The organism is Streptococcus sp. ALY_208, from assembly GCF_058314295.1.
Window position 1 is genome coordinate 133,297 of sequence record NZ_JBZFUI010000005.1, and the last position, 24,529, is coordinate 157,825.

Genomic DNA, 24,529 nt, shown 5'->3' on the forward strand with positions numbered 1-24,529 from the left:
TTCTATTGATTATCCTCTGGAGGTGTTCCGCTTCCAGGGAAGGCCGGATGATGGCCGTTTGGTAAGAGAGGAATCGTCTCCTTTGGAATATCACGGCGAATCTCTGGGTGAGGAGTTGTTTCTTTGGTCGCTGTTACTCTTGCTGGGTGACCGTCAGCTGTTGTAATAGTGTAAGACTTTCCTTCTTTTAGGTCTTTGCTAGAGTAGACAACATTATCAAAGTCAACATCAGCCTGGGTTTGAGCCACTACTTGGCCATCTTCATCTGTAACGGTGATAGTATCACCAGCTAATCCTGAAACAATGCCAATAATATAAGCCTGCTCAGTACCTGTTGAGAAACCTTGAGCAAAGCCCATGTGACCAATCCCCCAGATAGTACCACCAGAAGCCAGACCAATACCATCATAATCTAAAGCTGAGCTATAGTCAGTTTTAGACTGAATTTTAAGATTGCCACCAGTAACAGTCAAATTCCCATTGGAATCCACGCCATCATCATAGCCAGTCCCATTAACATCAGCACCTGATAAGATGATAGCCACCTCGTTTTTTATATCAGAGGTACTATTAGTCAGCTGAGAAAGGTCCGCATCATCTTTAGCAGTCCATTCAGTCGCATTAATGATATCATCCCCAGAATCAATGGTGATAGTTCCTTTTTTCAGCTCAACATGGCGGCCTTCAACACCTTCAGACTCTGACTTAATCGTTAGAGTAGTATCTCCTTTAACAGTCACCTCATCGTTAGCTGTTATGCCTTTACTTGCAGCTGTGATAGCCACGGTTGAATCTTTGATCTTGAGATCCCCAGCATTGACATCAGTATCATCACTGACTTGAATACCATCATCACCGGCGGTAATGGTAACAGCTGAATCATCGAGGCTCACTTTTGTTTGGACATTCATCCCATCTTTAGCCACTGCATTAAGCGTCAAATTAGCATCTTCAGCCTCAAGCTCCCCCGCCTTAATCGCATGCGACTCAGAACTTGTCAGCGTTAGAGTGCTTTTTTTCTTGCTAGTAATAAAGAGAGCTCCACCAGCTTCAATCGTCGCCTCAGCTGATGATAACGAACTATCTGAAGAAACTTTGATAGCCAAATCTCCCGCAGATGAGATATGAGAATCTGTCAGATTGACAGCCTTGAGTTTTAGCTTAACCTGACCTGTTACCCCATCAGCAACGGCAATATGATAGCCATTTCCAGAGCCTGTTAGCGTATAGGTTCCAGCTGATGAAATAGTGACGGTTCGGTCGTCAATAGTGACATGAGAAGAAGAGGACTCTACTCCCACTTCACTGAAAGTAATAGTCGCTTTCTTCTCATCATCGCTCGCATCGTCATCAGATTCTTGGTCATAGTTGTCGTCTTCGTCGTCATCAAACTCATATTCGTCATCATCAGATTCATCCTCTTCTTCATCGAATTCATCTTCATCATCATCATATGATGCAACAAAAGCTACCGATTGAGGAGACTCAGAATTTACTTTCTGGCTGGCTGGCTGATCAGAGACAGCTGCTGCTTGCTCTTCTGCTTGAGCTGCTGTCTCATCAGTCTGATCCGACTCACTTGCTGCCTCAGCTGACACAGCCTGCTGATCCCCCGTATCTGGTGATTCAGCATTGACAATAACAGCTGTTGCAGATTGGTCATCGGCAGAAACCACTTGGCCAGCCCCCAGCACAAGCAAAGATCCTGCTAGGAGCACTCCTGCTACTAAGCCCTTAGAGGATTTACGCTTGCTATCATGCCCCTTGGCATTTGCAAAACTCTGACGATTAAATAAAACATTTTTGTTCATACTACTTCATAAACCTCCTAAATATTGATCCATTATATCAAAATTTCTAAACTTAACAAATTTTAAAAGTAATCAATCATCTAAATAGATCATTGTAAGGTTAAAAATAGGATGAAAGGCCCCTTCCAGTATCGGTTATCGGTAGTCCTATCTCTTGGCGGCACTTTTAGATCGATTACAAAACTCTCTAGCTGACTAATCAGATCAAAATGCTACAGGATTTCCTAAAATTATAAAAATCATCACATCCCTCTCAATCATTATTACCTTTCAAAAAAGCTTCAATAACTTGAAAAACGCCATTATCATCATGATGAGGGGCTTCATACTTAGCTACTGCTTTAACATTGGCAGGGGCGTTGAGCATGGCATAGCTCTCACCACTAATGGCCAACATCTCCAAATCGTTATCACTATCACCAAAACTCATGACCTGATTCGGTGTTAGTTTAAAGTGATCAAGTACACGCTCTAAACCAGTAGCTTTATTGCAGCCGTCAACCATGATATCAACACCTCCGTAACCACTAGTGACAGCCTTGAGGCGACCGTTAAAAATCCGATTGAAATCAGTTACAACAGAATAAGCCTCTGCTTCATTAGTGGCCAGATTCATCTTGAAAATAGGGCCTGCTATTTCTCCCCACGAGCGTAAATGATGAATTTGATTTCGCATAGCTTCCAACTGCTCAGGCTCAATCCCATCAAAATCAGGAATTGAGCTATCTCTAAGCATATAAGTACAGACATCGCTCGTCAAACTCAAACTGTAGTCTCTCTCCTTACCTGCAAAAAACTGCAGAGCCTCCTCTACCAAGCCTTCTGCAATCGTGGTCTTAGACAAGGTCTGTCCCTCGATCATGATATGAGCGCCATTCTCTGCTACAAAATCCATTCGATCAGTCAGTCCGTCAAACAGCATCTCTAAGCGTTTCATACTATTTCCCGTCGCAACAACAAACTGAATCCCTCTAGTTTCAAGAGCATCCAAAATCTTGATGAACCTCTCCTTATCATAGGAGCCTTTGGAATCCAGAAAAGTTCCATCCATATCTGCCGCAATTAATCGAATACTCATAATATTTCCCTTTCCCCAAAAAAAGCAGCAGGCCTTATCCCACCATACTGCTTTTCCCTAATTTATTTAAAGAGCACCTCTCCGTTCCTGGCGATAACTTCCTTATACCAATTGAAGGATTTTTTCTTGTAACGTGCTAGACTACCACTGCCATCATCGTTACGATCGACATAGATAAAGCCGTAGCGTTTGCTGAGCTGGGCTGTGGAAGCTGAAACCAGATCGATCGGTCCCCATGTCGTGTAGCCAAGAAGCTCTACACCATCTTTCAAAGCTTCGCCGACTTGGACTAAATGCTTTTGCAAATAGTCAATGCGGTAGTCATCTTCAACAGTTGGGCCGTCAGGACCATCCACCAAGACATCCTTGGCACCCAGCCCATTCTCTACAATAAAGAGCGGCAACTGATAACGGTCATAGAAATTATTAAGAACAAGTCGCAGACCAACTGGGTCGATCTGCCAGCCCCATTCGGAAGCTTCTAGGTAAGGATTGTTGATACCTCCCATAATGTTACCACGACCTGAGTTGTAGTTTTCAGGGTCATGCGCTTGGGCCACACTCATGTAATAAGAGAAGGAAATAAAATCAACAGTATTTTTGAGAATTTCCTCGTCCTCTGGTGCAAATTGAATCTCAATACCATTTTCTTCAAAGAAGCGCTTGATATAGTTTGGATATTTTCCACGCGCATGAATATCTGAGAAGAGATAGTTTTGATTTTCAAAATCACGAACAGCCAACTGATCCAAAGGATTTGATGTCATAGGATAAGCCGGCATAGCCAGTACCATGCAACCAATCTTAAAGTCTGGATTGATTTCATGGCCAACCTTGGTAGCCAGGGCTGATGCCACCAATTCATGGTGAACCGCTTGATAGAGATCCTGTTTACTGAGCTCTTCGACCGGTGTGGCAATACCACCTGACATAAATGGCGCGTGGAGAACAGAGTTAACTTCATTGAAGGTCAGCCAATATTTTACTTTATCCTTATAGCGGGTAAAGACCGTGCGAACATAACGTCCGTAGAAGTCGATCAAGTCCCGATTTGCCCAGCCATTATACTGGCGTGCCAAGTGCAGAGGCGTTTCATAGTGAGAGAGGGTCACCAGAGGCTCAATGCCATACTTGGCCAACTCATCAAAAACATCATCGTAAAATTGCAAGCCAGCTTCGTTGGGTTCAGTCTCATCACCATTTGGGAAAATCCTACTCCAAGCGATGGACAGGCGGAAAACCTTAAAACCCATCTCAGCAAAGAGAGAAATATCTTCCTTATAGCGATGATAAAAATCAATCCCCTCCAATTTAAGATTATTCTCCGTCGGTTGATCTGTGATCAAAGGATTGAGATCACCGTCTTTGGCAGGGATTCCACCTTGAGGGGTGACATCTTGGACGGACAATCCTTTGCCGTCCACATTATAAGCCCCTTCGAATTGGTTGGCAGCGGTTGCCCCACCCCAAAGGAAACCTTCTGGAAATACTGATTTTGTCATAAGACTACTCCTTACTACTTCTATTAGTTCTGATAATAGTAGTATAGAATTAATAACATGATTTTTCTGGCATTATCCTTGGTTAAAATGATACTATACTCTGAAATTATGCTAAACTAAAAGAAAAACATTGGAGAAAATTCATGAAAGAACCCCTGCTAAATGATCTCAAAGAAGAGGTCCCATTCAATCACCATCTTCTCCCCTATAACTACTATCACACCATTATAGAAAATGGCCGACCAGATACATTATTTCACTGGCACCCAGAAATGGAGATTAGCTATATCTATGAGGGACACGCTCAATACCATATCGACTATGATTACTTTGAAACTCAACCTGGTGACATCATCCTTATCCGCCCCAACGGCATGCACTCCATCCATCCTATTGGTAATGAGCGCCAAGTCAGCGATACCTTTCAGTTTCATCTAGATATGGTGGGAAATGCTATCATCGACCAGGTCAGTCTGCGTTACCTGCAGCCCTTGCAAAATAGTGATTACAAGTTTATCCCCATTATCAAGCCGAACATGGCTGGTTACGAAGAACTGCATAGCTGCCTCTTTGCCATCTTTAAACTTGTCAAAGAAGAGCACCGCCATTTTGAGCTTTTGCTCAAAGCTAAAATCAATGAGTTTCTCTATCTGCTCTTTCAATATCGTTACGTCATTCGTAAAGTTACTGACGATGCCTATCGCAAGAATGAAAAAATTCGTGAACTCGTTGACTATATTAATCAGCACTACGAACAGCCCATGTCTATCGAATTTTTAGCGAATATGATCGGCTACAGCAAGACTCATTTTATGGCGGTATTCAAGAAACATACGGGTACCTCTTGTATTGACTTTATCATTCAAGTCCGCCTGAATAAAGCTTGCGAAGAATTGAGCAACACCAGTAGGTCTATTCTTGATATTGCTACCAGCGTGGGTTTTAATAACCTGTCTAACTTTAACCGACAATTTAAGCACTACTACCAGATGACCCCCAGTCAATATCGCAAACAACAAAAGCAAATCCAAAGCGGTACTGCTATGGTCAATCCTGCTAAATAGAAAGAATTTTCTTTTCATGTCTAAAATCTACCTATTTGATTTGGATGGAACGATTGTCTACGATGGCTTACAGATCGATCCAACAATCAAACAATTACTTCTTCAACTAGCTACAAAATCCCGTCTCATCTTTGCCTCCGCTAGGCCTATACGAGATATGATGCCCTTGCTTAAGGAGTTCAATAACTGTGAACTTATCGGTGCCAACGGTGCTATGATCCGTCAGCACGAAAAGAATATCCTGATCAAGTCTATTGATCCTGCTGTTGCAGATAAGATCATCAATTATCTCCAAGACAGATCCTTAGACTATATCATCGATTATGATTGGGACTATAGCGCCCATATTAAACAATCAAATCATCCTATCTGGAATCTGCTAGATAGGGATCAGCTAGCCCAAAATATTCCCATCAATCCTAATGCTATAAGTAAGTTCATCATCTTTTCCCTCGATCGAAACTTCATTGATTTTCTGAATAGCTGTCACCAGATCGATACAGTCATTGACACTAACCCTAAAGAGATCGTCATCACTGCTAAAGGCATCAATAAATATACAGCCATCCAAAAATTAATCGGTAATCAGCCTTATATCGCTTTTGGCAATGACCAAAACGATACACAAATGCTCTTACATGCCAAGATAGCTTATCTTATCGACAATAAACTACCAGTCCTATCGGATAAGCCAAATGTCTCTTTCATAAGACGGACCAATCTTAAGCGTAAAATTAGAGACTATCTTTAAACATATAAAAAAGCTTGATAAGGAACGAAGCCCTGTCAAGCTTTTTAACTATTTAACCGCTGTCAACAAGTAATCTCCAGCATTGACGCGACTTTCTTGTGTCAGTAAGACATCATCAAAGTCTGCAGAATTGGTCACAATAACAGGAGAAATAATTGGCAGTCCAACATCACGGACAACTGCTAAATCGAATTCAAGAAGTTTTTGACCAGCTTCAACTTTTTGACCGGCTTCCACTAGGCTATTGAATCCTTTACCAGCCAGAGAAACGGTGTCCATCCCAATATGGATGAGGATTTCAGCACCGTTCTCAGTCTTCATACCGACAGCGTGACCCGTTGGGAAAACAAGAGTGATTTCACCATTAGCAGGGGCAACAACTGTCCCATCAGTAGGATCAATAGCGATACCTTTACCCATAGCTCCTGAGGCAAAGACCTGATCAGGAACATCTTCCAATTTGACAACGTTACCAATCATCGGTGAAGCAATAATTTCTTGCTTAAGTTCCTTTAGTGGTTGGGCCTCTACCTCTGCTTCTGCTTTAGTTTCAGTTGCTGCAGAAGGTCCACCATAAAGGTAAGGAATCTTAACAAAATGAGTCAAGACAAATCCAAGAACAAAATTCAAGACAATAGCGCCAATGAAATACCAAACATTATTAGGTCCTGCTGGTGCTCCTGCTGGCATCTTAGCAGGAATGATATAAGAAGGAATACCGAACAAACCAAGACCACCCATAGTAAAGCCAGTAACATTAAAGAAACCTAGAAGACCACCTTGAATAGCACCAGCAACACAAGTCATGATGAAAGGCAGGCGCATTGGTAATGTAATACCATAAATAGCTGGCTCAGTCACCCCGAAAAGAGCTGAGATAAAAGCAGGAATCGTCAGTTGTTTAACTTTTTCTTCCTTAGTCCGCAAGAAGATATTAAGAAGAGAACCTGCTTGAGCAAAACAGATAGCAGCTGTAGCTACCAGCATCGTACTCCATCCTTGCGTTGAAAATTGGAGAATAGCAATCGGTACAAGACCCCAGTGCAGTCCAAACATAACCATAACTTGCCAAAGAGCACCAAGAAGGATACCAAATAAAATAGGACTAAAGTTATATACAGCTTGGAAGCCAACTCCTACCAAGTTAGAAGCTTCTGCCATCACAGGTCCGATAGCCAAGAAGGCAAGCGGAACTGTAATCAACAAGGTAAAGAAAGGCACAATGAAGACCTTCACAACATCAGGAATAACTTTCTTGAAGAAGGCTTCAATTTTAGAACCAATCCATACCGTCAAAACAATTGGCAAAACGGTTTGAAGGTAGGTCGATTGTGGAAAAATAACAGGAATGCCTAAAAAGGTCACACCACCTTTAGCAAAATTTGTAGCAATATCAGGGTAGACCAAAGCAAAGCCAAGTGCAATTGCTGTAAACTGATCCATCTTGAAGCGCTTAGCTGCTGTTAGTGCCAAGATTAATGGTAAAAATTGGAAGAAACCATCACCAGCCGCATTCAAGATAATATAGAGACCATCTGTCTCCTTGACTCCTACTGCTGCTAAAATCGCAACTAATCCCTTGATCATACCAGCCGCTGACAAGACTCCCAAGATTGGCTGAAAGAGACCTGAAACTAAAGCGATAAATTGATCAAATAAGTTCCCTTTAGGGACATCACCTTCATCGACATCAATGCCGCCATCTCCAGAAATTCCAGCAACTTTTAAAACAGCATCGTAAACATCTGGAACATGATTACCGATGACCACTTGGAATTGCCCACCAGCTTTAACAACCGTTACAACACCATCACGTTTCTTGAGATAGTCCTCATCTGCTTTCCCTTCATCCTTGAGGGTGAAGCGTAAACGTGTCACACAATGGACCAGCTTAACAATATTGTCTTTACCACCGACGTGTTCGACAATATCCTGAGCTAATTCCGTATAATCTTTAGCCATACCTAGGCTCCTTTCATAAGATGTAGCTTAGCTAACTTGTCTGTCATAAACAAATCCATCTAAGCCAGCTCCAAAATAGAAATGTTAGCCGTTTAGACAAAACAAAAACCTAAACAAATACCAAAGACTCATCTATGCTTTTTAGCATACGACGCCATCTCGTATTTATTTAGGTTTTGCCTGCCTTACAGTAACAATCCTTATTAACACCATCATTATATCAAATAGTTAGAAAATTGCAAGGGCTTTCATTAAAATTATTTGACAAAAAATAAAAGTCAAGGAACCGCGATTTTTCTCACTCTCTCAACCCTACACTTGATTCTGCTGACGCTGGATATGGATGGTCAGATAGACTTGTTCATCTTTGCTCATTTGAAAATTAAACTGCTCCTGGATATAGTCCTTAATTTTCAAAGTACAGCTAAAAGCCTCTCGATAGTTGAGTTGGACTTGTTCGTAGAGAAAATCATCATTAGCTCCCTGAACACTACCGCTGACTACTCGCTGAGCAAAATATTGAAGATGGGTGACAAACCGATTATAGCTGATCGAATCCTCTGGAGCCAGGTAACCAAAATGAAGTCGGACAATTTCTAGACAGTTGATCACAATTTGCTGAATCTGCTGACTAGTATGAGGGAGAGTTGTTTCTTTTTGAGCATTAATAAAGTGCAAAGCAATAGAGGCTGCTTCACCTTCGTCCATCGTCGCCCCCAAACTCTCTTTAATCATTGCAAGAGCTTTTAATCCAATAGCATAAACCTTGGGATAGAATTTTCTCACTTCCCAAGCCAGAGGATTCTGCAGATTAATCCCCTCTTTTGTCCTAGCGATAGCATAGTGAAGATGATCTGCCAAGGCAATGTAGAGAGAAATCTCAAAAGTCTGATCCAATATCTCTTGTCCATAAGCAATAATCGCTAAGACAAGAGATAACTCATCATCTGTCAAATCTTGATAGACACGCGATAGTTCACTGATATGATCAAATGACCTCTGAGTCTCTTCAAGAACAAAACGCTTTTCAATTTTTTTAGAATCAACCACATCACCCGGCTTCTTTTGAAAACCCAATCCCTTCCCCATAAGAATGATTTCAGTGCCCTCTTCTTCTATTTGGACGACATTATTATTGTAGACACGCTCAATTTTCATAACAGTAACCTCATTTCGACATACACCCTATTGTAACAGACTATTGTTAAAGTTAAATAATAATTTGACTACTCTACATGGCTAAATGACTAATGGACTAAAAATTAATGCCTGGAGCATTCAACACAAAAAATAAAAGAGTTTGAACTTATCTCAAACTCCTTTTAGCGTCTATACATTTTAAATTGTAAATAGCGATCATTATAAATGCCTAACCAATTAGCTCCTAAATTATCATAGACTTCTAAATTTTTAATAACAGCTGCTGATGGATAAAAGGAAGGATCACCTGTCACTTCCTTAGGCAATAGCTTCTTAGCAGCTGTGTTTGGGGTTGCATAACCGATATACTCCGCATTTTGAGCAGCATTTTTAGGATCTAACATAAAGGAAATAAAGGCATAGGCTGCTTTTTTATTGACCACTGTTTTTGGAATGACAATATTATCAAACCAAAGATTGGAGCCTTCAGAAGGAAGAACATAATGAAGATGCTCATTGCTATCTAACATTTCCCTAGCCTCCCCAGAGAAACTTACCCCAATAGCTGCATCTCCATTGATCAAATAACCTTTCATTTCATCGCCTACAATCGCCTTGATATTGGGCGTCAAATGACTCAATTGATCAGATGCTTGATTGAGCTGACTATAGTTCTTAGTATTGACACTGTATCCCAAAGCGTTAAGTCCCATCCCCATCACTTCTCTAGCACCATCTACTAGCATGATCTGATGGCGATATTCTGGCTTCCAAAGATCCTTCCAATGCCTAGGGGCAGACGCAACTAATTGGTCATTGTAGATAATACCTACCGTTCCCCAAAAATAGGGGATTGAGTAGCTATTATCAGGATCAAAACTTTTGCTTGTAAACTGTGGATCGATATGGTCTAGTCCCTTGATTTTAGATTTATCCAGCTTAACCAAAAGATTTTCCCTGGCCATTTTATCGATCATATAATCGCTTGGAACTGCAATATCATATCGGGTACCACCCTGTTCAATTTTAGTATACATAGCCTCATTTGAATCAAAGGTCTCATACTGAACAGTGATCCCCTTCTCTTTTTCAAACTTAGCAATCAGCTCAGGATCAATATAATCTCCCCAATTATAGATAACCAAGCTATTAGCCTGATCATGACTAGACTGCTCTTGTGTCAAGCTAAGCATGATGAAAAAAAGAATAAGAACGACACTGAATATACCTGTGATGAATAAATACAACCTACGCATCTTGGCTACCTTCTTCCTTGCTAATAAAGTAATAACCTATCACCAAAAGGATGCTAACCAAAAAGATAATGGTAGATAAGGCATTAATTTCTAGTGAAATGCCTCGACGAGCGCGTGAATAGATTTCAACCGCTAAAGTAGAAAAACCATTTCCAGTAACAAAGAAAGTCACCGCAAAATCATCCAATGAATAGGTGAAAGCCATAAAATAGCCAGCAATGATACTTGGTGTCAGATAGGGAAGCATGACAGAACGCAGCATTTGAAAACGAGTCGCTCCCAAGTCATAAGCAGCATTGATCATATCTGGATTCATTTCTTGGAGCCTGGGTAACACCATCAAAACCACAATAGGGATAGAAAAGGCAACATGACTGAGTAAGACAGACCACAACCCAAGCTGAAAACCAATAAAGGTAAAGAGAATGAGAAAGCTAGCTCCTGTCATCACATCTGGTGAAACCATGAGGACGTTGTTGAGCACCAATAAACCTTGATTGTATCTTTTTTTGACCTGATGGATAAAGATAGCACCAAAGGTACCAATAAAAGTCGCTAGTAAGGCGCTTAAAAAAGCTAGAAAAAATGTCTGAACAAGAATCAACATCAGACGACTATCAGAAAAAACAGCCTGATAATGCGCCCATGTGAAATCAGTAAACTGACTCATCCCCCCACTGCTGTTAAAAGAATAAAAAATTAAATAAAAAATAGGAAGGTAGAGCAAGCAGAAAACAACAGTCAAGTAAGACTTGGCAAATTTACCCATTAGCGCCCCTTTCCTTGGTCAAAGTCATGATAGCTACCATAGCAATAATTAAAATAACACCAATGGTGGATCCCATACCCCAGTTTTGCGTGATGAGAAAATGCTGCTCAATCGCCGTTCCTAGAGTAATCACACGATTGCCCCCAATCAAACGTGTCAGCATAAAAAGACTGAGACTGGGAATAAAAACCGACTGAACACCAGAGCGGACACCGTTCAAAGATAGGGGGAAAATCACCCGCCAAAAAGTCTGCCAACGATTAGCTCCTAAATCTTGACTAGCATAAATGAGGTTAGTATCCAAATCATCTAAGGCGTTGAAAATTGGTAAAATCATGAAGGGTAATTCAATATAAGCAGCCACAACAATAAAAGAAAAATCAGTAAAAAGCAACTGCTTAGGACCAATCCCCATAAATGTCAAAAAATGATTGATACTACCATCTTGTCCTAAAATCCCCATAAAAGCGTAGACTTTTAGAAGGAGGTTTACCCAAGTTGGTAGAATGATCAACATAAGCCAGAGCTGTTTTCTTTTCAGTCTGGTCAAGATAAAAGCCGTAGGATAACTTAAAATCAAAGTCAGTAGTGTAATAATCCCCGCATATAGAATCGAATTCATTCCCATGCGCAGATAAGTCCAAGAACTAAAAACAGTTTGATAGTTCTCTAAACTTAATTGCCCCTCTTGATTAAAGAAAGACTGGAACACAATCATACCAACTGGTGCGACAACAAATAATAAGAGCCACAAAAGATAAGGGAGGGCGAAAAAAACATTAATCTTTTTCATGACGCTCCCCCTCTATAGCATTGATCAGACCTTCCTCTGGCTCTTCAAGCTCAACATATTCTTCAATACGGGCATCAAATTCTTCTTCGGTCTCATTGAGGCGCATGATATGGAGGTCCTCAGGAGTAAAATCAAGCCCGATAACTTCTCCTTCTATAGCCTTACGTGTCGAATGAATCATCCATTCATTGCCCAAATCATCATAAGCTATAATTTCATAGTGTACCCCACGAAAAAGCTGCGTATCAACCTTGACTTGCAATTTCCCACTGTCAGGTAGCGTAATCTGTAAATCTTCTGGACGGATAACCACTTCTACAGGCTCATTGGGACGCATACCACCATCTACTGCCTCAAACCGCTTACCATTGAATTCCACCAGATAATCTTCGATCATAGTGCCATTGACAATATTGGATTCCCCAATAAAGGTAGCCACAAAATGATTGATAGGCTCATCATAGATATCTACTGGTGTCCCAGATTGAACAATTTCACCATCATTCATCACAAAAATCCAGTCACTCATTGCTAGAGCCTCTTCTTGATCGTGAGTGACAAAGACAAAGGTGATCCCCAAACGTTGCTGGAGTTCTCTCAACTCATACTGCATTTCGGTACGCAGCTTGAGATCCAAAGCTGATAAAGGCTCATCCAACAGGACAACTTTCGGTTGATTGATAATGGCACGTGCAATAGCCACGCGCTGACGCTGACCTCCAGACAACTTCTGAATACTGCGCTTTTCATAACCGTCCAGTCTAACCATCTTGAGCGCCTCTTTGACACGCTCCTTGATCTGAGCCTTGTCCACCTTCTTTAATTTCAAGGGAAAAGCGACATTATCGAAGACAGTCATATGCGGAAAAAGAGCATAGTTCTGAAAAACCGTATGCACATCTCGCTTATTGATAGGGATATCATTGATCCGCTTACCATCAAGGTAGATATCACCACTGGTCGCTTCCAAGAGACCGGCAATAATATTGAGTATGGTCGATTTTCCAGAACCAGAGGCTCCCAGTAGAGTATAAAATTTCCCTTGCTCCAGCTCAAAATTGATATTTTTTAAAACTTGAGTGCCACTATCCTCAAAGGTCTTTGTGACATTCTTAAATGAGATAATCGGCTTAGCCAATCTGCATAATTCCTCCTAAAGGTCTTAGTTTTGATAATCACCAATAATACGAACCTCTGGTTCTAAACGGATACCTGAATGAAGCTCAACTTTCTCAATCACATCAGCAATCAAAGCTTCATAATCATCAGCCGTTCCATCAGCTACATTGACCATGAAGCCAGCATGCTTCTTAGACACCTCTACACCACCGATACGATGGCCCATAAGACCAGCCTCCATGATAAGTTGTCCTGCAAAATGACCAACTGGGCGCTTAAAGACCGAGCCGCACGATGGGTATTCCAGAGGCTGCTTAAGCTCCCTAAGATGATTAAGGCGCTTCATCTCATTGGTAATTTGTGTATAATCTCCTGGCTTAAGAGCAAACTTAGCTGAGATAACTACTTCCCCAGTGTCCTGAAGGAGAGAATGACGGTAACCAAAGGCCATATCCTTTCCTTCAACAATACGCACATCACCTTCTTTATTTAAAACCTGTACGGATACCAGGATATGAGCAACCTCGCCACCATAGGCACCAGCATTCATAAAGACAGCACCACCGATACTTCCAGGAATACCGGCGGCAAACTCAAAACCGGTCAGGCTATGAAATTGAGCAACCTTGGTTGTCTCTATTAAGTTAGCCCCTGCTTCAGCCTCAATAGTATAACCATTGACTGTCACCGTACTGAGCTTATCAAACATGATAACAAAGCCACGAATCCCCCCCTCACGAACAATCAAATTACTAGCGTTACCAAGAACCATCCAAGGGATACCTTCTTCGTTAGCAAATTTGACAACTCGGGCTAACTCGTAGCGATTGCGAGGGAAGGCCAAGAAATCTGCAGGGCCTCCCACTTTTGTATAGGTATATTTTCTCAAAGGTTCATCAATACGAATATCAATACCTTCAAGAATTTGCTTCATTTTTTCAATCATACTATTTCCAAACTTACATTAAAAAAGTCGGCATAAAGCCGATTAATATTATAGCAGATTTATACCTCTTTTGCGATAAAGTCCTAGAGATTTTTAAAGAAAGCGAGATATAAAAAAGGAATCAGGATAGACGCTTAATTTGAGATACATCCAACTTTCGCAGATCATCTCTATAGCTTACCTGGCTGACAGGCTCCCTAAGCTGGGGAGCAATCTCTAATAATGGAACCAAAACAAAAGCACGTTCCCTCATATAAGGATGGGGGATCTCAAGCTCAGGTAAGTTGATTTGATCATCATTATAGAGAAGAATATCAATATCAATGGTCCGAGGTCCCCAATGAATCTCTCTTGTCCGCCCAAGTGACAGCTCGATGGCCTGACAGTGCTCAAGTAAAACAAGGGGCACCAAGTTCGTTCTAATCAAACAGACTGTATTTAAAAAATCTGCCTGATCAGTCAAGCCCCAAGCAGGTGTTTCATAGATAGAAGCGCAGCTTATCAGTTTAGTTTCTGGCAAGGCCTCAATCGCCCCTAAGGCTTTCTCAAGATAAGATAAGCGATCACCTCTATTAGTTCCCAAGCTGAGATAAACACGATTCATCGACTGCGCTCCAAAATAATCCCTACGCTATCATAGTGACCGGCAATGGGAGGATTTTCCTTAGTGATCTTCAGTCTGATAGTCACAACAGTAGGAAATTGCTCAAAAATATCTCGGCAGATAGCACCACCGAGTCGCTCTAAAAGCTGGTAACTCTGATTCTCAGTTTGATACTTAATCACATCGAAGACTTGACCATAATGTACCGTGTCTTCTAGACGATCACTCTGCGATGCTGCTGTTAAATCCAAACCAAGTTCAGCATCAATCATAAAAATCTGCCCTAGGACATTTTCTTCAGGCAAAGCACCGTGATACCCATAAAAACGGCACCCTGTCAATAAAATCTTATCCATTTTTCCCTCACATCAGCTGGCTGATAACCTTAACGATGTCACGATTAGCCTCAACATTATGAACCCGTACAATTTGGCACCCCTTTGAGATAGCATAGGCCGATAGAGCTGCCGTTCCCATATCTCGTTCATTTGCTTGAGTATGACCACCAAGCAGATAATCCACCACACGCTTACGTGAGATACCAAACAAAACAGGGTAGCCCAGATGGCAGAGATGGTCTAATCCTTTTAATAAAGCAATATTTTGCTGGGCATTCTTGGCAAAGCCAAAACCTGGATCAATCCATATATTATCAGGACGGACCCCAACTTCAAGTGCTACTTGAGTACGCTGAGCCAAAAAATCACTGACATCTTGGACAATATCTTGGTAATCTTCGCTAGACTGATTATGCATAAGAATAATTGGGACATCAGCTTGAGCTGCCAATTCAAACATCTGACCATCGTACAATCCAGACCAAACATCATTAAGAATATCGGCACCAGCCTCCAGCGCAGCCTTAGCTGTTGCTGTCTTATAGGTATCGATGCTAACAAGAATATCAAATCTTGCTTTAATAGCTTTAATCACTGGAACAATACGACTGATTTCCTCTTCCTCGGAAACAAAATCAGCACCCGGACGTGTCGATTCACCGCCAACATCAATAATTTTTGCACCGGCAGTAATCATATCCTGAACCTGAGACAGGGCATTGGCTAGCTCAGTATAACGACCACCATCTGAAAAAGAATCCGGTGTCACATTTAAAACACCCATGATGCAGGCCTTACCATCTATAGTGTGCTTTCCTATTTTCATCCCTTATCCCTTCATTAAGCTCAGCAATTCTTGGCGGGCAACAGTATCTTCACGATAAATTCCCTTAGCAACTGTGGTAATTGTTTTACTACCAGGTTTCTTAATCCCTCTCATAGTCATACACATATGCTCTGCCTCAACCATGACAAAGACCCCTTTAGGATCCAAGGCTTGAACCAAGGCGCTAGCAACCTGCTCTGTTAAACGTTCTTGCAGCTGTGGACGCTTACTCGCTACTTCTACTGCTCTAGCTAGTTTACTTAGCCCAGTCACCTGACCGTGATTAGGAAGGTAAGCAACATGAGCCACTCCATAAAAAGGAACCAGATGATGCTCGCACATAGAATAAAAAGGAATATCCTTAACCAATACCACTTCCTCATGATTTTCTGTAAAAACAGCGGTAAACTGGTCTTTTGGATCTTCATTCAAGCTGGCAAACATCTCCGCATACATTTTTGCGACACGTTTTGGAGTATCTAGAAGACCTTCGCGATTAGGATCTTCACCAATAGCCTCTAAAAGTTGATAGATAGCATTTTCTGTTTTCTCTTGATCAATCATAATATCCTCTTATCATCTTATTAGGTACTAATTATACCTCAGTTAGGCTGATCTTTCAAAAGCCAATGACGAACTTGGGCGATAAAATAAAGAGAGCCCGTTACAATATAGAGTGTATCCCGATCATCTGGCTGATAGATTTTAGAAAACCAATCCTCAAACGAATCTACCCTACCATACTGATCAGGATAATCTAGCACATCTAGACTATTGGGATAATCAAAACTTGTCACCCAGATTGTCCCCAGCTTTTCCAACTTCAAAAGCATATCAGTAACCGGCTTGGTAGTGATAGCAGCGAATAAAATTTTGATCGATTTATCTGCATAATCTCTTCTTATCAAATCGATTAGAGCCTGAACACTTTCTCTATTATGAGCACCATCAATCATGAGATTATCTGCCATCATTTCTGTACGTCCCAGCCATTTAGCTTGAGACAGTCCCAGTCGAATGGCATCATCTGTAATCTTGGGATAGCGTCCACGCAACAAGCTGGCTGTCGCAACAGCCAGAGCTGCATTTGAAACTTGGTGTTGCCCAGGCATAGCAGAATGCAAACCTTCCAGATCCACATCCCTTAGATGAAAATTATAGCCTATCTGTGATGGCTCTAGCGAAAAATCCTTACCATATTCATAAACTGGTGACCCAACAATCCTAGCCCTAGCCAAGAAAGCCTGCCTAGCCTCTTCCTGTCTGATAGCCATCACCAAGGGCTCACCTGCTTTTAGAACAGCAGCCTTATTGGCAGCGATCTCTGCATAACTGTCGCCTAGAACAGCTTGATGATCGAGCCCAATAGAGGGACAAACAACAGCCAATGCTGGGAAACAATTGGTCGAATCATCTCTTCCTCCCATACCAGCTTCTATGATAGCAATATCTACTGGGTGAATACGACCAAAATAGAGAAACATCACCGTAGTGATAACTTCAAATTCAGTCGCCTCCTCGTAAGACGTCTCTCGAGGTAGGCGCTCTACCACTGGCTTTACCAAATCAACACAGGAGAGCAAATCTTCTTTCGTAATCATTTGCCCATTAATCGCAATGCGTTCCCTAAAATCCATAATATAGGGTGAGGTAAAGGTGCCAACTTCATAGCCTGCCTGACTAAAGATATGCTGCAAATTATTAACGACAGACCCCTTGCCATTGGTTCCAACCACATGGATACCCTGCAAATATTCCTGTGGATTTCCCAACTCATTAAGCATCCAAGCCATCCTATCAAGTCCTGGCTTGATACCAAAGCTCAATCGAGCATGAATCCACTCTAAGGCTTCTTGGTAAGTCATATAAAATCCTTTCACATATTAAGCACTTGAAAAAAGTTGGATAAAAATCAGTGAGTCTGGGACAAAAGTCCAGACTCGTTAGACCTATGCTAAAGTTACCAGATTAACGCAGTGGTTGGCTGTCCTTACCTCGAGGCGCATCCTATTTTCAGTCCTCCCCCCTTTAAACAGTCCTGTGGACTTTGGCAGTCTGGGGATAGACTGCCAAAGCCTATCACCTAAAAATAAGAGAGCGGGGGCAATCAAAATCGCGATAAAAATCACGACTTACTGATTTTTGGCTCAGACCTTTTCTTTCTTAAATAAATAACCTGCTCAAGAATGAAGATTGCAATGGCCACCCAAATAAAAATAAGACCATAAATCCGCCCTCGATTGATTGTTTCTCGGAAAATGACCAAAGCAATCAAAAGCTGCAAGGTTGGGTTCATATATTGTATAAAGCCAATAAGACCAAGAGGGGCACGTTTCAAAGCCTCCGCATAAAGCAAGAGAGGGACGGCTGTCACTAGCCCCGATAAAATCAATAAGATAGTTTGAAGAAAACTATAGTCCAAAAGGCTTTTTTCCTTAGCAAAAAATAAAAGATAAATCACCACCAAAGGCAAAATAATACCTGCTTCAAAAAGCATAGCAACATCACTGGACAAGGCTATTTCCTTTTTCAGCAAACCATAAAAACCAAAACTAAAGGCCAAAATTAGGGTAACATAAGGCAACCTTCCCGTCTGATAAACTAAGAAGACCACACCAAGGGCAGCTACTAAAACTGCAACTCCCCTTGCCTGTGTTAATTTTTCCTTAAGAACAAAAAGTGCTAACAAAACGGATACTAAAGGCATCATGTAGTAACCAAGACTAGCTTGAGTCGCCTGCCCCTGCGAAATCGCATAGATGTAAGTCAGCCAATTGAGGGCAATCATGCCACTAGCTAGTATTGCCTGCCCCAACTGATGCTTATGGAACCACAAGGCTGACAGCTCTCTTTTAAAGCGAGCTGTTTGTCTAGTCACAAATACATAGACCAGCATGGTCAGGAAACTCCAAATAATGCGATAAGAAAAGGTTACGTAGGGATCTACTCCAGCTAAGAGCTTCCAATAAATCGATAACAAAGACCACAGAAGATAAGCCAAAACTCCTAGCAGCAAGCCTTTCTGTCTCTTACTCACACCGAACTCCTTGGGTGTCGACCATTAGCTGGGCACTCTCACCATTAAGTTCCATTTCCGATAAGGCTGATAGAAAATCCCCACCCCTACCAGTCGGCAAAAGTGTCATAACAGTCGGTCCAGCTCCTGATAAGTAAGTTGCATAAGCACCAAACGCTTTAGCCAAATCCCTGATAGGGTTGAACTCCGGTATCAATTTTTGTCGGTAGATTTCATGAAAGCGATCTTCTTGAATCTCTCTTCCAGCCCTTGACAAATCCCCTACCAAAAGAGCTGCAACAGCTACGTTAGCGACTGAAGAAGCTGCAACAGCTTCCTGATAAGACATGGAAGTTGGCAGGACATCTCGACTGTCACTCGTTTTCAATTCATAGTCAGGAATAAAGGCGACAAAATCGCAGGCTGGAAAATCTGCTACAATACTTGCCACTTCTTCATTAACATAAGAGGATATGACCAAATTACCCCAAATAGCTGGGGCGACATTATCAGGATGCCCTTCAATCTTTGTTGCCAAATTGACCTTCTCTTGCTGAGAGAGATCTAATCGGGCCAACTGATTAGCCAGTTCAATCCCGGCCACAATAACAGAGCTAGAAGATCCAAGTCCCCGTGCCAAAGGAATATTAGAAGTCATCCGAATACGGTGGGGCCTTAGATCAGGTGCCACTCTCAGAGCTGTTTGCACCAAAAGATTATTAGCATCACTGGGAATATCTCCTAAATCATGAAGCACTTCCCAATCATCACTAGCCTCCAATACCTCAATAGTCAAATATCTAGAGAGAGCTATCCCTACCGAATCAAATCCCGGTCCAAGGTTAGCTGAGGTTGCCGGAACTGTAATTTTCATATTCTATTTCCTCACCGCTCCTCCCAGGCTCGAGCGGAAACATTACCAAACTAATTCGTGGGAGCCGGAGCCACAATAGACATTAGAATTAGGGAGAAGTAAAATTCTCCTTAAACACTTACAGCTTTGTCTATTTACTATCCGTATCAAATAATAAAGAAAAGCAAAAAGGTACGAAACGTACCTAGAAGAGTCCCCGATCCAAATCCAGAACGAGATGATTTTCGGCTCGGTCTCTCTTTATTCCCCTAAAACCTTAAAACTATTGATCAACTCAAAGTCCTTTTGTGCTTTTAACTTAGCTTGAACATTCTCTAACTGAGTCAGACTTAGGGCATGTGTCACAATAACAATCTGCGCTTTATGCCCATCTCCTCTTTGTTGCAAAACTTGAGAAAAGGAAATGTCCTCACCATTGAATATTTCAGACAAACGCAAAATCTGTCCCTTTTTATCGGGAACTGTCAGTGAAAAATAATAGCGACTCTGAACATCAGCCGGATTAGCTAATTGTGCTGGACGGCTGTATTCATTAAATGACTTACCAACATTCCCCTCTTGGATACGACGACCAATGCGGACGATATCTGCCATAACAGAAGTGGCTGTAGGCTTTTGACCAGCCCCCGGTCCATAATACATGGATTCACCTATCCCAATGGACTCCACAAAGACCGCATTCATCACCCCGTTGACACTTGCTAAAGGGTGTTCCTTAGGAATGAAGGTCGGTAAAACTTGCGCAGAAATACCTGAGACAGTTTCTCGCACATCACCAACTAGCTTAATCACATACCCTAACTCTTGTGCTACTGCTACATCTTCTGGGGTAATCGTTGAGATCCCTTGATGAGCAACATCATCTAAATTAATAGTCATACCAAATCCAAATTGACTGAGAATGACCGCCTTATAAGCTGCATCAATCCCTTCAACATCATTGGTTGGATCACTCTCAGCATAACCCAGTTCCTGAGCAGTTTTCAGAGCCTCATCATAAGTCCAGCCCTCATCCACCATCTTAGTCATCATAAAGTTTGATGTCCCATTGAGAACACCTAAGATACGGGTAACCTTATCAGAAACTAGGGAATTAGCCAAGGTACGAAGAATCGGAATCCCCCCTGCAACGGCTGCCTCATAGTAAAAAGCGACGCCTTTTTCTTGAGCTAGAGCAATCAATTCACTACCATGTGTTGCAATCAAATCCTTATTGGCTGAAACGACATGCTTCCCTGCCATTAAAGCTTGCTTAATAAATGTCCGAGCAGGCTCAATACGCCCCATCAATTCTACAACAATAGCAATACTGTTGTCGTTTAAAATCTCATCAACATCTGTCACAAACTCATAGCTATGACCAGCTGCTACTAGCCTCTCTTTTTCAGCATCATCTCTAACCAAAACTTTAGCAATATCAAATGCTGTATGAGCCCCTGAAGTAATTTTTTTCTCATTTTCTTTAAGTAAAAAAGGAATCCCACTCGCTACCGTTCCAAAACCAAGCAAAGCAACTTTAACAGACATGATCTCAGTCTCCTTATCGTGAATTATTTAGGCTCATTATACCAAAAACTAGCTAAATTTACAGAAAATTTCTACTTATGGTATAATTTTAAGATCTAAAAACGAATATTAAGGAAGTTTATATGGTATCTTGGACAGGATTTTCAAAAAAAACACCTCAGGAGCGCTGGGAACAGCTAATAAGCAATCAAATTCTCACTACTGAAGAGGCGCAGGATCTAAAATCACAAGTGCTCTTGCCGCTAGAAACCGCCAACCAAATGGCAGAAAATACTATTGGCCGACTGGCTCTCCCCATGAGCCTAGCTCCAGATTTTCTAGTTGATGGCCACATCTACCAGCTTCCAATGGTTACAGAAGAGCCATCAGTCGTTGCTGCTGCTAGTTACGCAGCTAAACTCATCAAGCGCTCTGGAGGCTTTTCTACAAAAATCCACGAGCGTCGTATGATTGGCCAAATTGCTCTGAACCATCTGCCCGACATCTCTCGTGCTCAAAAAGAGATCTTAGCTGTCAAGGACGCTCTACTAACCCTAGCAGATGCTGCCCATCCATCTATTGTTAAACGTGGGGGTGGGGCACGAGATCTTTGGTTGGAACAAAAAGACCAGTTTCTCATTGTCTACATCAGCGTAGATACTCAGGAAGCCATGGGGGCTAACATGATTAATACTATGATGGAGGCTTTAGCACCTGAGCTCGAAAAAATCAGCCAGGGACAATCTCTTATGGCTATTCTATCTAATTACGCAACTGAGAGTCTGGTCACAGCCCGCTGTCAGGTCGACCTACGCTTTTTAAGCCGTCATAAGGAAGAATCGCTGGAGCTAGCTCAAAAAATACAAGAGGCTTCTCAACTAGCTCAAGTTGACCCCTACCGAGCTAGTACTCACAATAAGGGAATTTTCAATGGTATTGATGCCTTACTCATAGCAACTGGCAACGACTGGCGAGCTATTGAAGCTGGAGGCCATGCTTACGCTGCATCATCAGGCAGTTACAGAGGGCTTTCCACTTGGACATTTGACCGTGACAGGCATCAACTGATCGGACAGCTGACCTTGCCCATGCCTGTTGCTAGCAAAGGAGGGTCTATTGGGTTAAACCCCAGCGTCTCAATAGCCCACAAGCTATTAGAACACCCTGACGCAAAGACCCTAGCCAGTCTAGCTGTATCCTTAGGCTTAGCACAAAATTTTGCAGCTATGAAGGCTCTGGTAAGCACAGGCATCCAAGCAGGTCATATGAAGCTTCAAGCAAAATCTTTAGCCCTGCTTGCCGGTGCTACAGACAATCAGGTGGCACCTCTTGTTGCTCAATTACTTAAAGAAAAGCATATGAACCTTGAAACAGCTAAAAGAATTTTAGAAGACTTAGATTAAAGAGGCCGAGATAAAAGTTCTCGACCTCTTTTATTACTCAATTTACGGGTCCAGAAAGCTGAACAAAAACTGATGGGCTATAGCAGCCCTAGTCACTCCCTGAAAAATTTTATAGCAGCAATAAATGACTCCTGTTGGTATTTTTTATTTTATAATTGCAGTTATAACTTGACCTTTGATTATTATAAACGTATAATCTAGTTATCAATACTAGATTATACGGAGGTGAATATGTCCGATACTTTTCCCAAATGGAATGATCTGCCTGATATAGAGCTCTATCTAGACCAAGTCTTACTTTACGTCAATCAAGTCACACAATCAGAACGTCAGGATAGTGACAAGGGGCTGACAGCATCTATGATTAACAACTATGTCAAGCATGGACTCATCGATAAGCCTGTCAAGAAAAAATACAGCCGTAAGCACCTTGCCCGCTTGATAGCTATCACCACCTTTAAGCCAATTTTTTCTATTCAAGAGCTCAGCCAGGCCATCGAGATAATGACTCAAAAATATGATTCTCAGGTCTGCTATGATGCTTTTGCTGATGGGATGAACCATCACAATCAATCACATATTCCAGAGGTGATCCAAGCGGCCTGTCAAACTCTAGAGCTCTATCACCATACCTACCAATTGGTTAGCCATATTCAAGGAGATGACCTATGAACCCATCGTACACAGTAAAACTCAGCAAACGCCTATCACTCGGTGAAGAAGTTGCTAACAGTGTCACTCATGCTATTGGATCAGTAGCCATGCTAGTCCTACTGCCTATCACCGCTTCTTTCAGTTATGAGACCTATGGTCTTAAAGCCAGCATAGGCATGTCCATTTTTATCATCAGTCTCTTTTTGATGTTTTTATCTTCGACTATTTACCATTCCATGCAGTACAACTCTCCGCAAAAGTATGTCTTACGTATTATTGACCACAGCATGATTTACATTGCTATTGCAGGTTCTTATACTCCCATTGCTCTATCCCTTGTAGGAGGGTGGCTCGGCTATCTCATCATTCTTTTACAGTGGGGAACCACTATTTTTGGCATCTTATATAAGATTTTTGCAAAAACGATTAATGAAAAATTTAGTCTGATTCTCTATTTACTCATGGGCTGGTTAGCAGTCTTTATCATTCCAGCTATCATCACAAAGACTGGCACCCTCTTTTGGGGACTCATGCTAGCTGGTGGACTTTCCTATACCATTGGTGCTATCTTCTATGCCAGAAAAAGACCATATGACCATATGATCTGGCACCTCTTTATTCTACTGGCTTCCGCCCTTCAATATATAGCTATTGTCTACACTATGTTATAGTGATAACAATAAAAATAAGGCTGAGTTCAAGCGCTCAACCTTATTTATTTTGCCAAATTTATATACAAGAGTGGAATAGAAATCAAATTCTTGGAAATAACTTCTGTCCCACTCTTATTTTTTATATTATTAAACAGTTGCCCAATCAAAGTTAACAAACTTTTGGAAGAGTCCGCCAACAGTTCCTTTGTAGCCAAGATCTTTACCGTCATAGGTGACACCCGTTACCGGATAGCTATCTGGTATGGTCAAACAACCTGTAAGCGCCTGGATAAAGTCTGTTGGCTTGTCATAAGTTTGTGTCCGCTCAATTTTATAAGCATCTGTATACGTCAATGTAATCATAACATACCTCCATAGGTAAAGACATTGGGATCTATTTATTAGATTGAAAATGTGATCCACAACCACTTTCTATCTATAGTTTATTCCCATATAGCCCAAGC

General features: G+C 41.6%; 24 protein-coding genes. 5 read left to right on the forward strand and 19 right to left on the reverse strand.

Annotated elements, in window-relative coordinates; genetic code table 11:
- Positions 1-2: 2 nt before the first annotated feature.
- The 3 genes from AC4HAI_RS06320 to AC4HAI_RS06330 all read right to left on the reverse strand — a co-directional run bounded on the left by AC4HAI_RS06320 (position 3) and on the right by AC4HAI_RS06330 (position 4,391).
- Positions 3-1,811 (reverse strand): carbohydrate-binding domain-containing protein, encoded by a 1,809-nt coding sequence (locus tag AC4HAI_RS06320; RefSeq protein ID WP_491110915.1) that lies wholly within the window; start codon positions 1,809-1,811, stop codon positions 3-5.
- 253 nt (positions 1,812-2,064) lie between these two features.
- The gene (locus AC4HAI_RS06325; RefSeq protein WP_491079532.1) at positions 2,065-2,889 is read right to left on the reverse strand and encodes a Cof-type HAD-IIB family hydrolase; all 825 of its coding nucleotides are present in this window, start codon (positions 2,887-2,889) and stop codon (positions 2,065-2,067) included.
- 62 nt (positions 2,890-2,951) lie between these two features.
- Complete coding sequence (locus tag AC4HAI_RS06330) at positions 2,952-4,391, reverse strand: glycoside hydrolase family 1 protein (RefSeq protein WP_491110916.1); 1,440 nt, start codon at positions 4,389-4,391, stop codon at positions 2,952-2,954.
- Positions 4,392-4,534: 143 nt separating this feature from the next.
- Here AC4HAI_RS06330 and AC4HAI_RS06335 point away from each other — a divergent pair, with 143 nt between their 5' ends.
- The gene (locus AC4HAI_RS06335) at positions 4,535-5,455 is read left to right on the forward strand and encodes a helix-turn-helix domain-containing protein (RefSeq protein ID WP_491079530.1); all 921 of its coding nucleotides are present in this window, start codon (positions 4,535-4,537) and stop codon (positions 5,453-5,455) included.
- A 16-nt stretch (positions 5,456-5,471) separates the two neighbouring features.
- Positions 5,472-6,206, forward strand: coding sequence for an HAD-IIB family hydrolase (locus AC4HAI_RS06340; protein ID WP_491110917.1), 735 nt, complete (start codon positions 5,472-5,474; stop codon positions 6,204-6,206).
- Positions 6,207-6,254: 48 nt separating this feature from the next.
- Here the strand turns inward: AC4HAI_RS06340 and AC4HAI_RS06345 are convergent, their stop codons facing one another.
- The 15 genes from AC4HAI_RS06345 to AC4HAI_RS06415 form a co-directional block, all read right to left on the reverse strand.
- A complete protein-coding gene (locus AC4HAI_RS06345; RefSeq protein ID WP_491110918.1) occupies positions 6,255-8,168 on the reverse strand; it encodes a beta-glucoside-specific PTS transporter subunit IIABC in 1,914 nt (637 codons plus the stop codon).
- A gap of 312 nt (positions 8,169-8,480) precedes the next feature.
- A complete protein-coding gene (gene licT, locus AC4HAI_RS06350) occupies positions 8,481-9,326 on the reverse strand; it encodes a BglG family transcription antiterminator LicT (RefSeq protein ID WP_491110919.1) in 846 nt (281 codons plus the stop codon).
- A 164-nt stretch (positions 9,327-9,490) separates the two neighbouring features.
- Positions 9,491-10,564, reverse strand: a complete 1,074-nt coding sequence (locus AC4HAI_RS06355) for an ABC transporter substrate-binding protein (protein WP_491110920.1) — start codon at positions 10,562-10,564, stop codon at positions 9,491-9,493.
- Positions 10,557-11,333, reverse strand: a complete 777-nt coding sequence (locus AC4HAI_RS06360; RefSeq protein WP_491079525.1) for an ABC transporter permease — start codon at positions 11,331-11,333, stop codon at positions 10,557-10,559. Before AC4HAI_RS06360 ends, AC4HAI_RS06355 begins: the two co-directional genes overlap by 8 nt.
- Entirely contained in the window at positions 11,326-12,126 is an 801-nt protein-coding gene (locus AC4HAI_RS06365; protein WP_491110922.1) for an ABC transporter permease, read from the reverse strand. Before AC4HAI_RS06365 ends, AC4HAI_RS06360 begins: the two co-directional genes overlap by 8 nt.
- Positions 12,113-13,264 carry an ABC transporter ATP-binding protein gene (locus AC4HAI_RS06370; protein WP_491110923.1) on the reverse strand — a complete coding sequence of 384 codons (1,152 nt, stop codon included), beginning with the start codon at positions 13,262-13,264 and terminating at the stop codon, positions 12,113-12,115. The genes AC4HAI_RS06365 and AC4HAI_RS06370 overlap by 14 nt, the downstream gene beginning before the upstream one ends.
- 24 nt (positions 13,265-13,288) lie before the next feature.
- Positions 13,289-14,191, reverse strand: coding sequence for a UDP-N-acetylmuramate dehydrogenase (murB, locus tag AC4HAI_RS06375; protein WP_491110925.1), 903 nt, complete (start codon positions 14,189-14,191; stop codon positions 13,289-13,291).
- Positions 14,192-14,312: 121 nt separating this feature from the next.
- Positions 14,313-14,795 (reverse strand): 2-amino-4-hydroxy-6-hydroxymethyldihydropteridine diphosphokinase, encoded by a 483-nt coding sequence (gene folK / locus AC4HAI_RS06380; RefSeq protein ID WP_491079521.1) that lies wholly within the window; start codon positions 14,793-14,795, stop codon positions 14,313-14,315.
- Positions 14,792-15,151, reverse strand: a complete 360-nt coding sequence (gene folB, locus AC4HAI_RS06385) for a dihydroneopterin aldolase (protein WP_491079520.1) — start codon at positions 15,149-15,151, stop codon at positions 14,792-14,794. The genes folK and folB overlap by 4 nt, the downstream gene beginning before the upstream one ends.
- 7 nt (positions 15,152-15,158) lie before the next feature.
- Complete coding sequence (gene folP, locus AC4HAI_RS06390; protein WP_491110926.1) at positions 15,159-15,959, reverse strand: dihydropteroate synthase; 801 nt, start codon at positions 15,957-15,959, stop codon at positions 15,159-15,161.
- A 3-nt stretch (positions 15,960-15,962) separates the two neighbouring features.
- A complete protein-coding gene (folE, locus tag AC4HAI_RS06395; RefSeq protein WP_491110927.1) occupies positions 15,963-16,523 on the reverse strand; it encodes a GTP cyclohydrolase I FolE in 561 nt (186 codons plus the stop codon).
- A gap of 38 nt (positions 16,524-16,561) precedes the next feature.
- A complete protein-coding gene (locus tag AC4HAI_RS06400) occupies positions 16,562-17,824 on the reverse strand; it encodes a bifunctional folylpolyglutamate synthase/dihydrofolate synthase (protein ID WP_491110929.1) in 1,263 nt (420 codons plus the stop codon).
- Positions 17,825-18,084: 260 nt separating this feature from the next.
- The gene (gene rarD / locus AC4HAI_RS06405; RefSeq protein ID WP_491110930.1) at positions 18,085-18,996 is read right to left on the reverse strand and encodes an EamA family transporter RarD; all 912 of its coding nucleotides are present in this window, start codon (positions 18,994-18,996) and stop codon (positions 18,085-18,087) included.
- Positions 18,989-19,849 carry a homoserine kinase gene (gene thrB / locus AC4HAI_RS06410; RefSeq protein ID WP_491079515.1) on the reverse strand — a complete coding sequence of 287 codons (861 nt, stop codon included), beginning with the start codon at positions 19,847-19,849 and terminating at the stop codon, positions 18,989-18,991. The genes rarD and thrB overlap by 8 nt, the downstream gene beginning before the upstream one ends.
- A 240-nt stretch (positions 19,850-20,089) precedes the next feature.
- Positions 20,090-21,376 (reverse strand): homoserine dehydrogenase, encoded by a 1,287-nt coding sequence (locus AC4HAI_RS06415; RefSeq protein WP_491079514.1) that lies wholly within the window; start codon positions 21,374-21,376, stop codon positions 20,090-20,092.
- A 122-nt stretch (positions 21,377-21,498) separates the two neighbouring features.
- Here AC4HAI_RS06415 and AC4HAI_RS06420 point away from each other — a divergent pair, with 122 nt between their 5' ends.
- The 3 genes from AC4HAI_RS06420 (at position 21,499) to trhA (ending at position 24,083) form a co-directional block, all read left to right on the forward strand.
- The gene (locus AC4HAI_RS06420; RefSeq protein WP_491079513.1) at positions 21,499-22,758 is read left to right on the forward strand and encodes a hydroxymethylglutaryl-CoA reductase, degradative; all 1,260 of its coding nucleotides are present in this window, start codon (positions 21,499-21,501) and stop codon (positions 22,756-22,758) included.
- Positions 22,759-22,989: 231 nt separating this feature from the next.
- Positions 22,990-23,430 (forward strand): DUF1836 domain-containing protein, encoded by a 441-nt coding sequence (locus AC4HAI_RS06425; RefSeq protein ID WP_491079512.1) that lies wholly within the window; start codon positions 22,990-22,992, stop codon positions 23,428-23,430.
- A complete protein-coding gene (gene trhA / locus AC4HAI_RS06430) occupies positions 23,427-24,083 on the forward strand; it encodes a PAQR family membrane homeostasis protein TrhA (RefSeq protein ID WP_491079511.1) in 657 nt (218 codons plus the stop codon). Before AC4HAI_RS06425 ends, trhA begins: the two co-directional genes overlap by 4 nt.
- 129 nt (positions 24,084-24,212) lie before the next feature.
- Here the strand turns inward: trhA and AC4HAI_RS06435 are convergent, their stop codons facing one another.
- Positions 24,213-24,428: a DUF4649 family protein gene (locus tag AC4HAI_RS06435; protein ID WP_491079510.1), complete on the reverse strand. Its 216-nt coding sequence runs from the start codon at positions 24,426-24,428 to the stop codon at positions 24,213-24,215.
- Positions 24,429-24,529 lie beyond the last annotated feature (101 nt).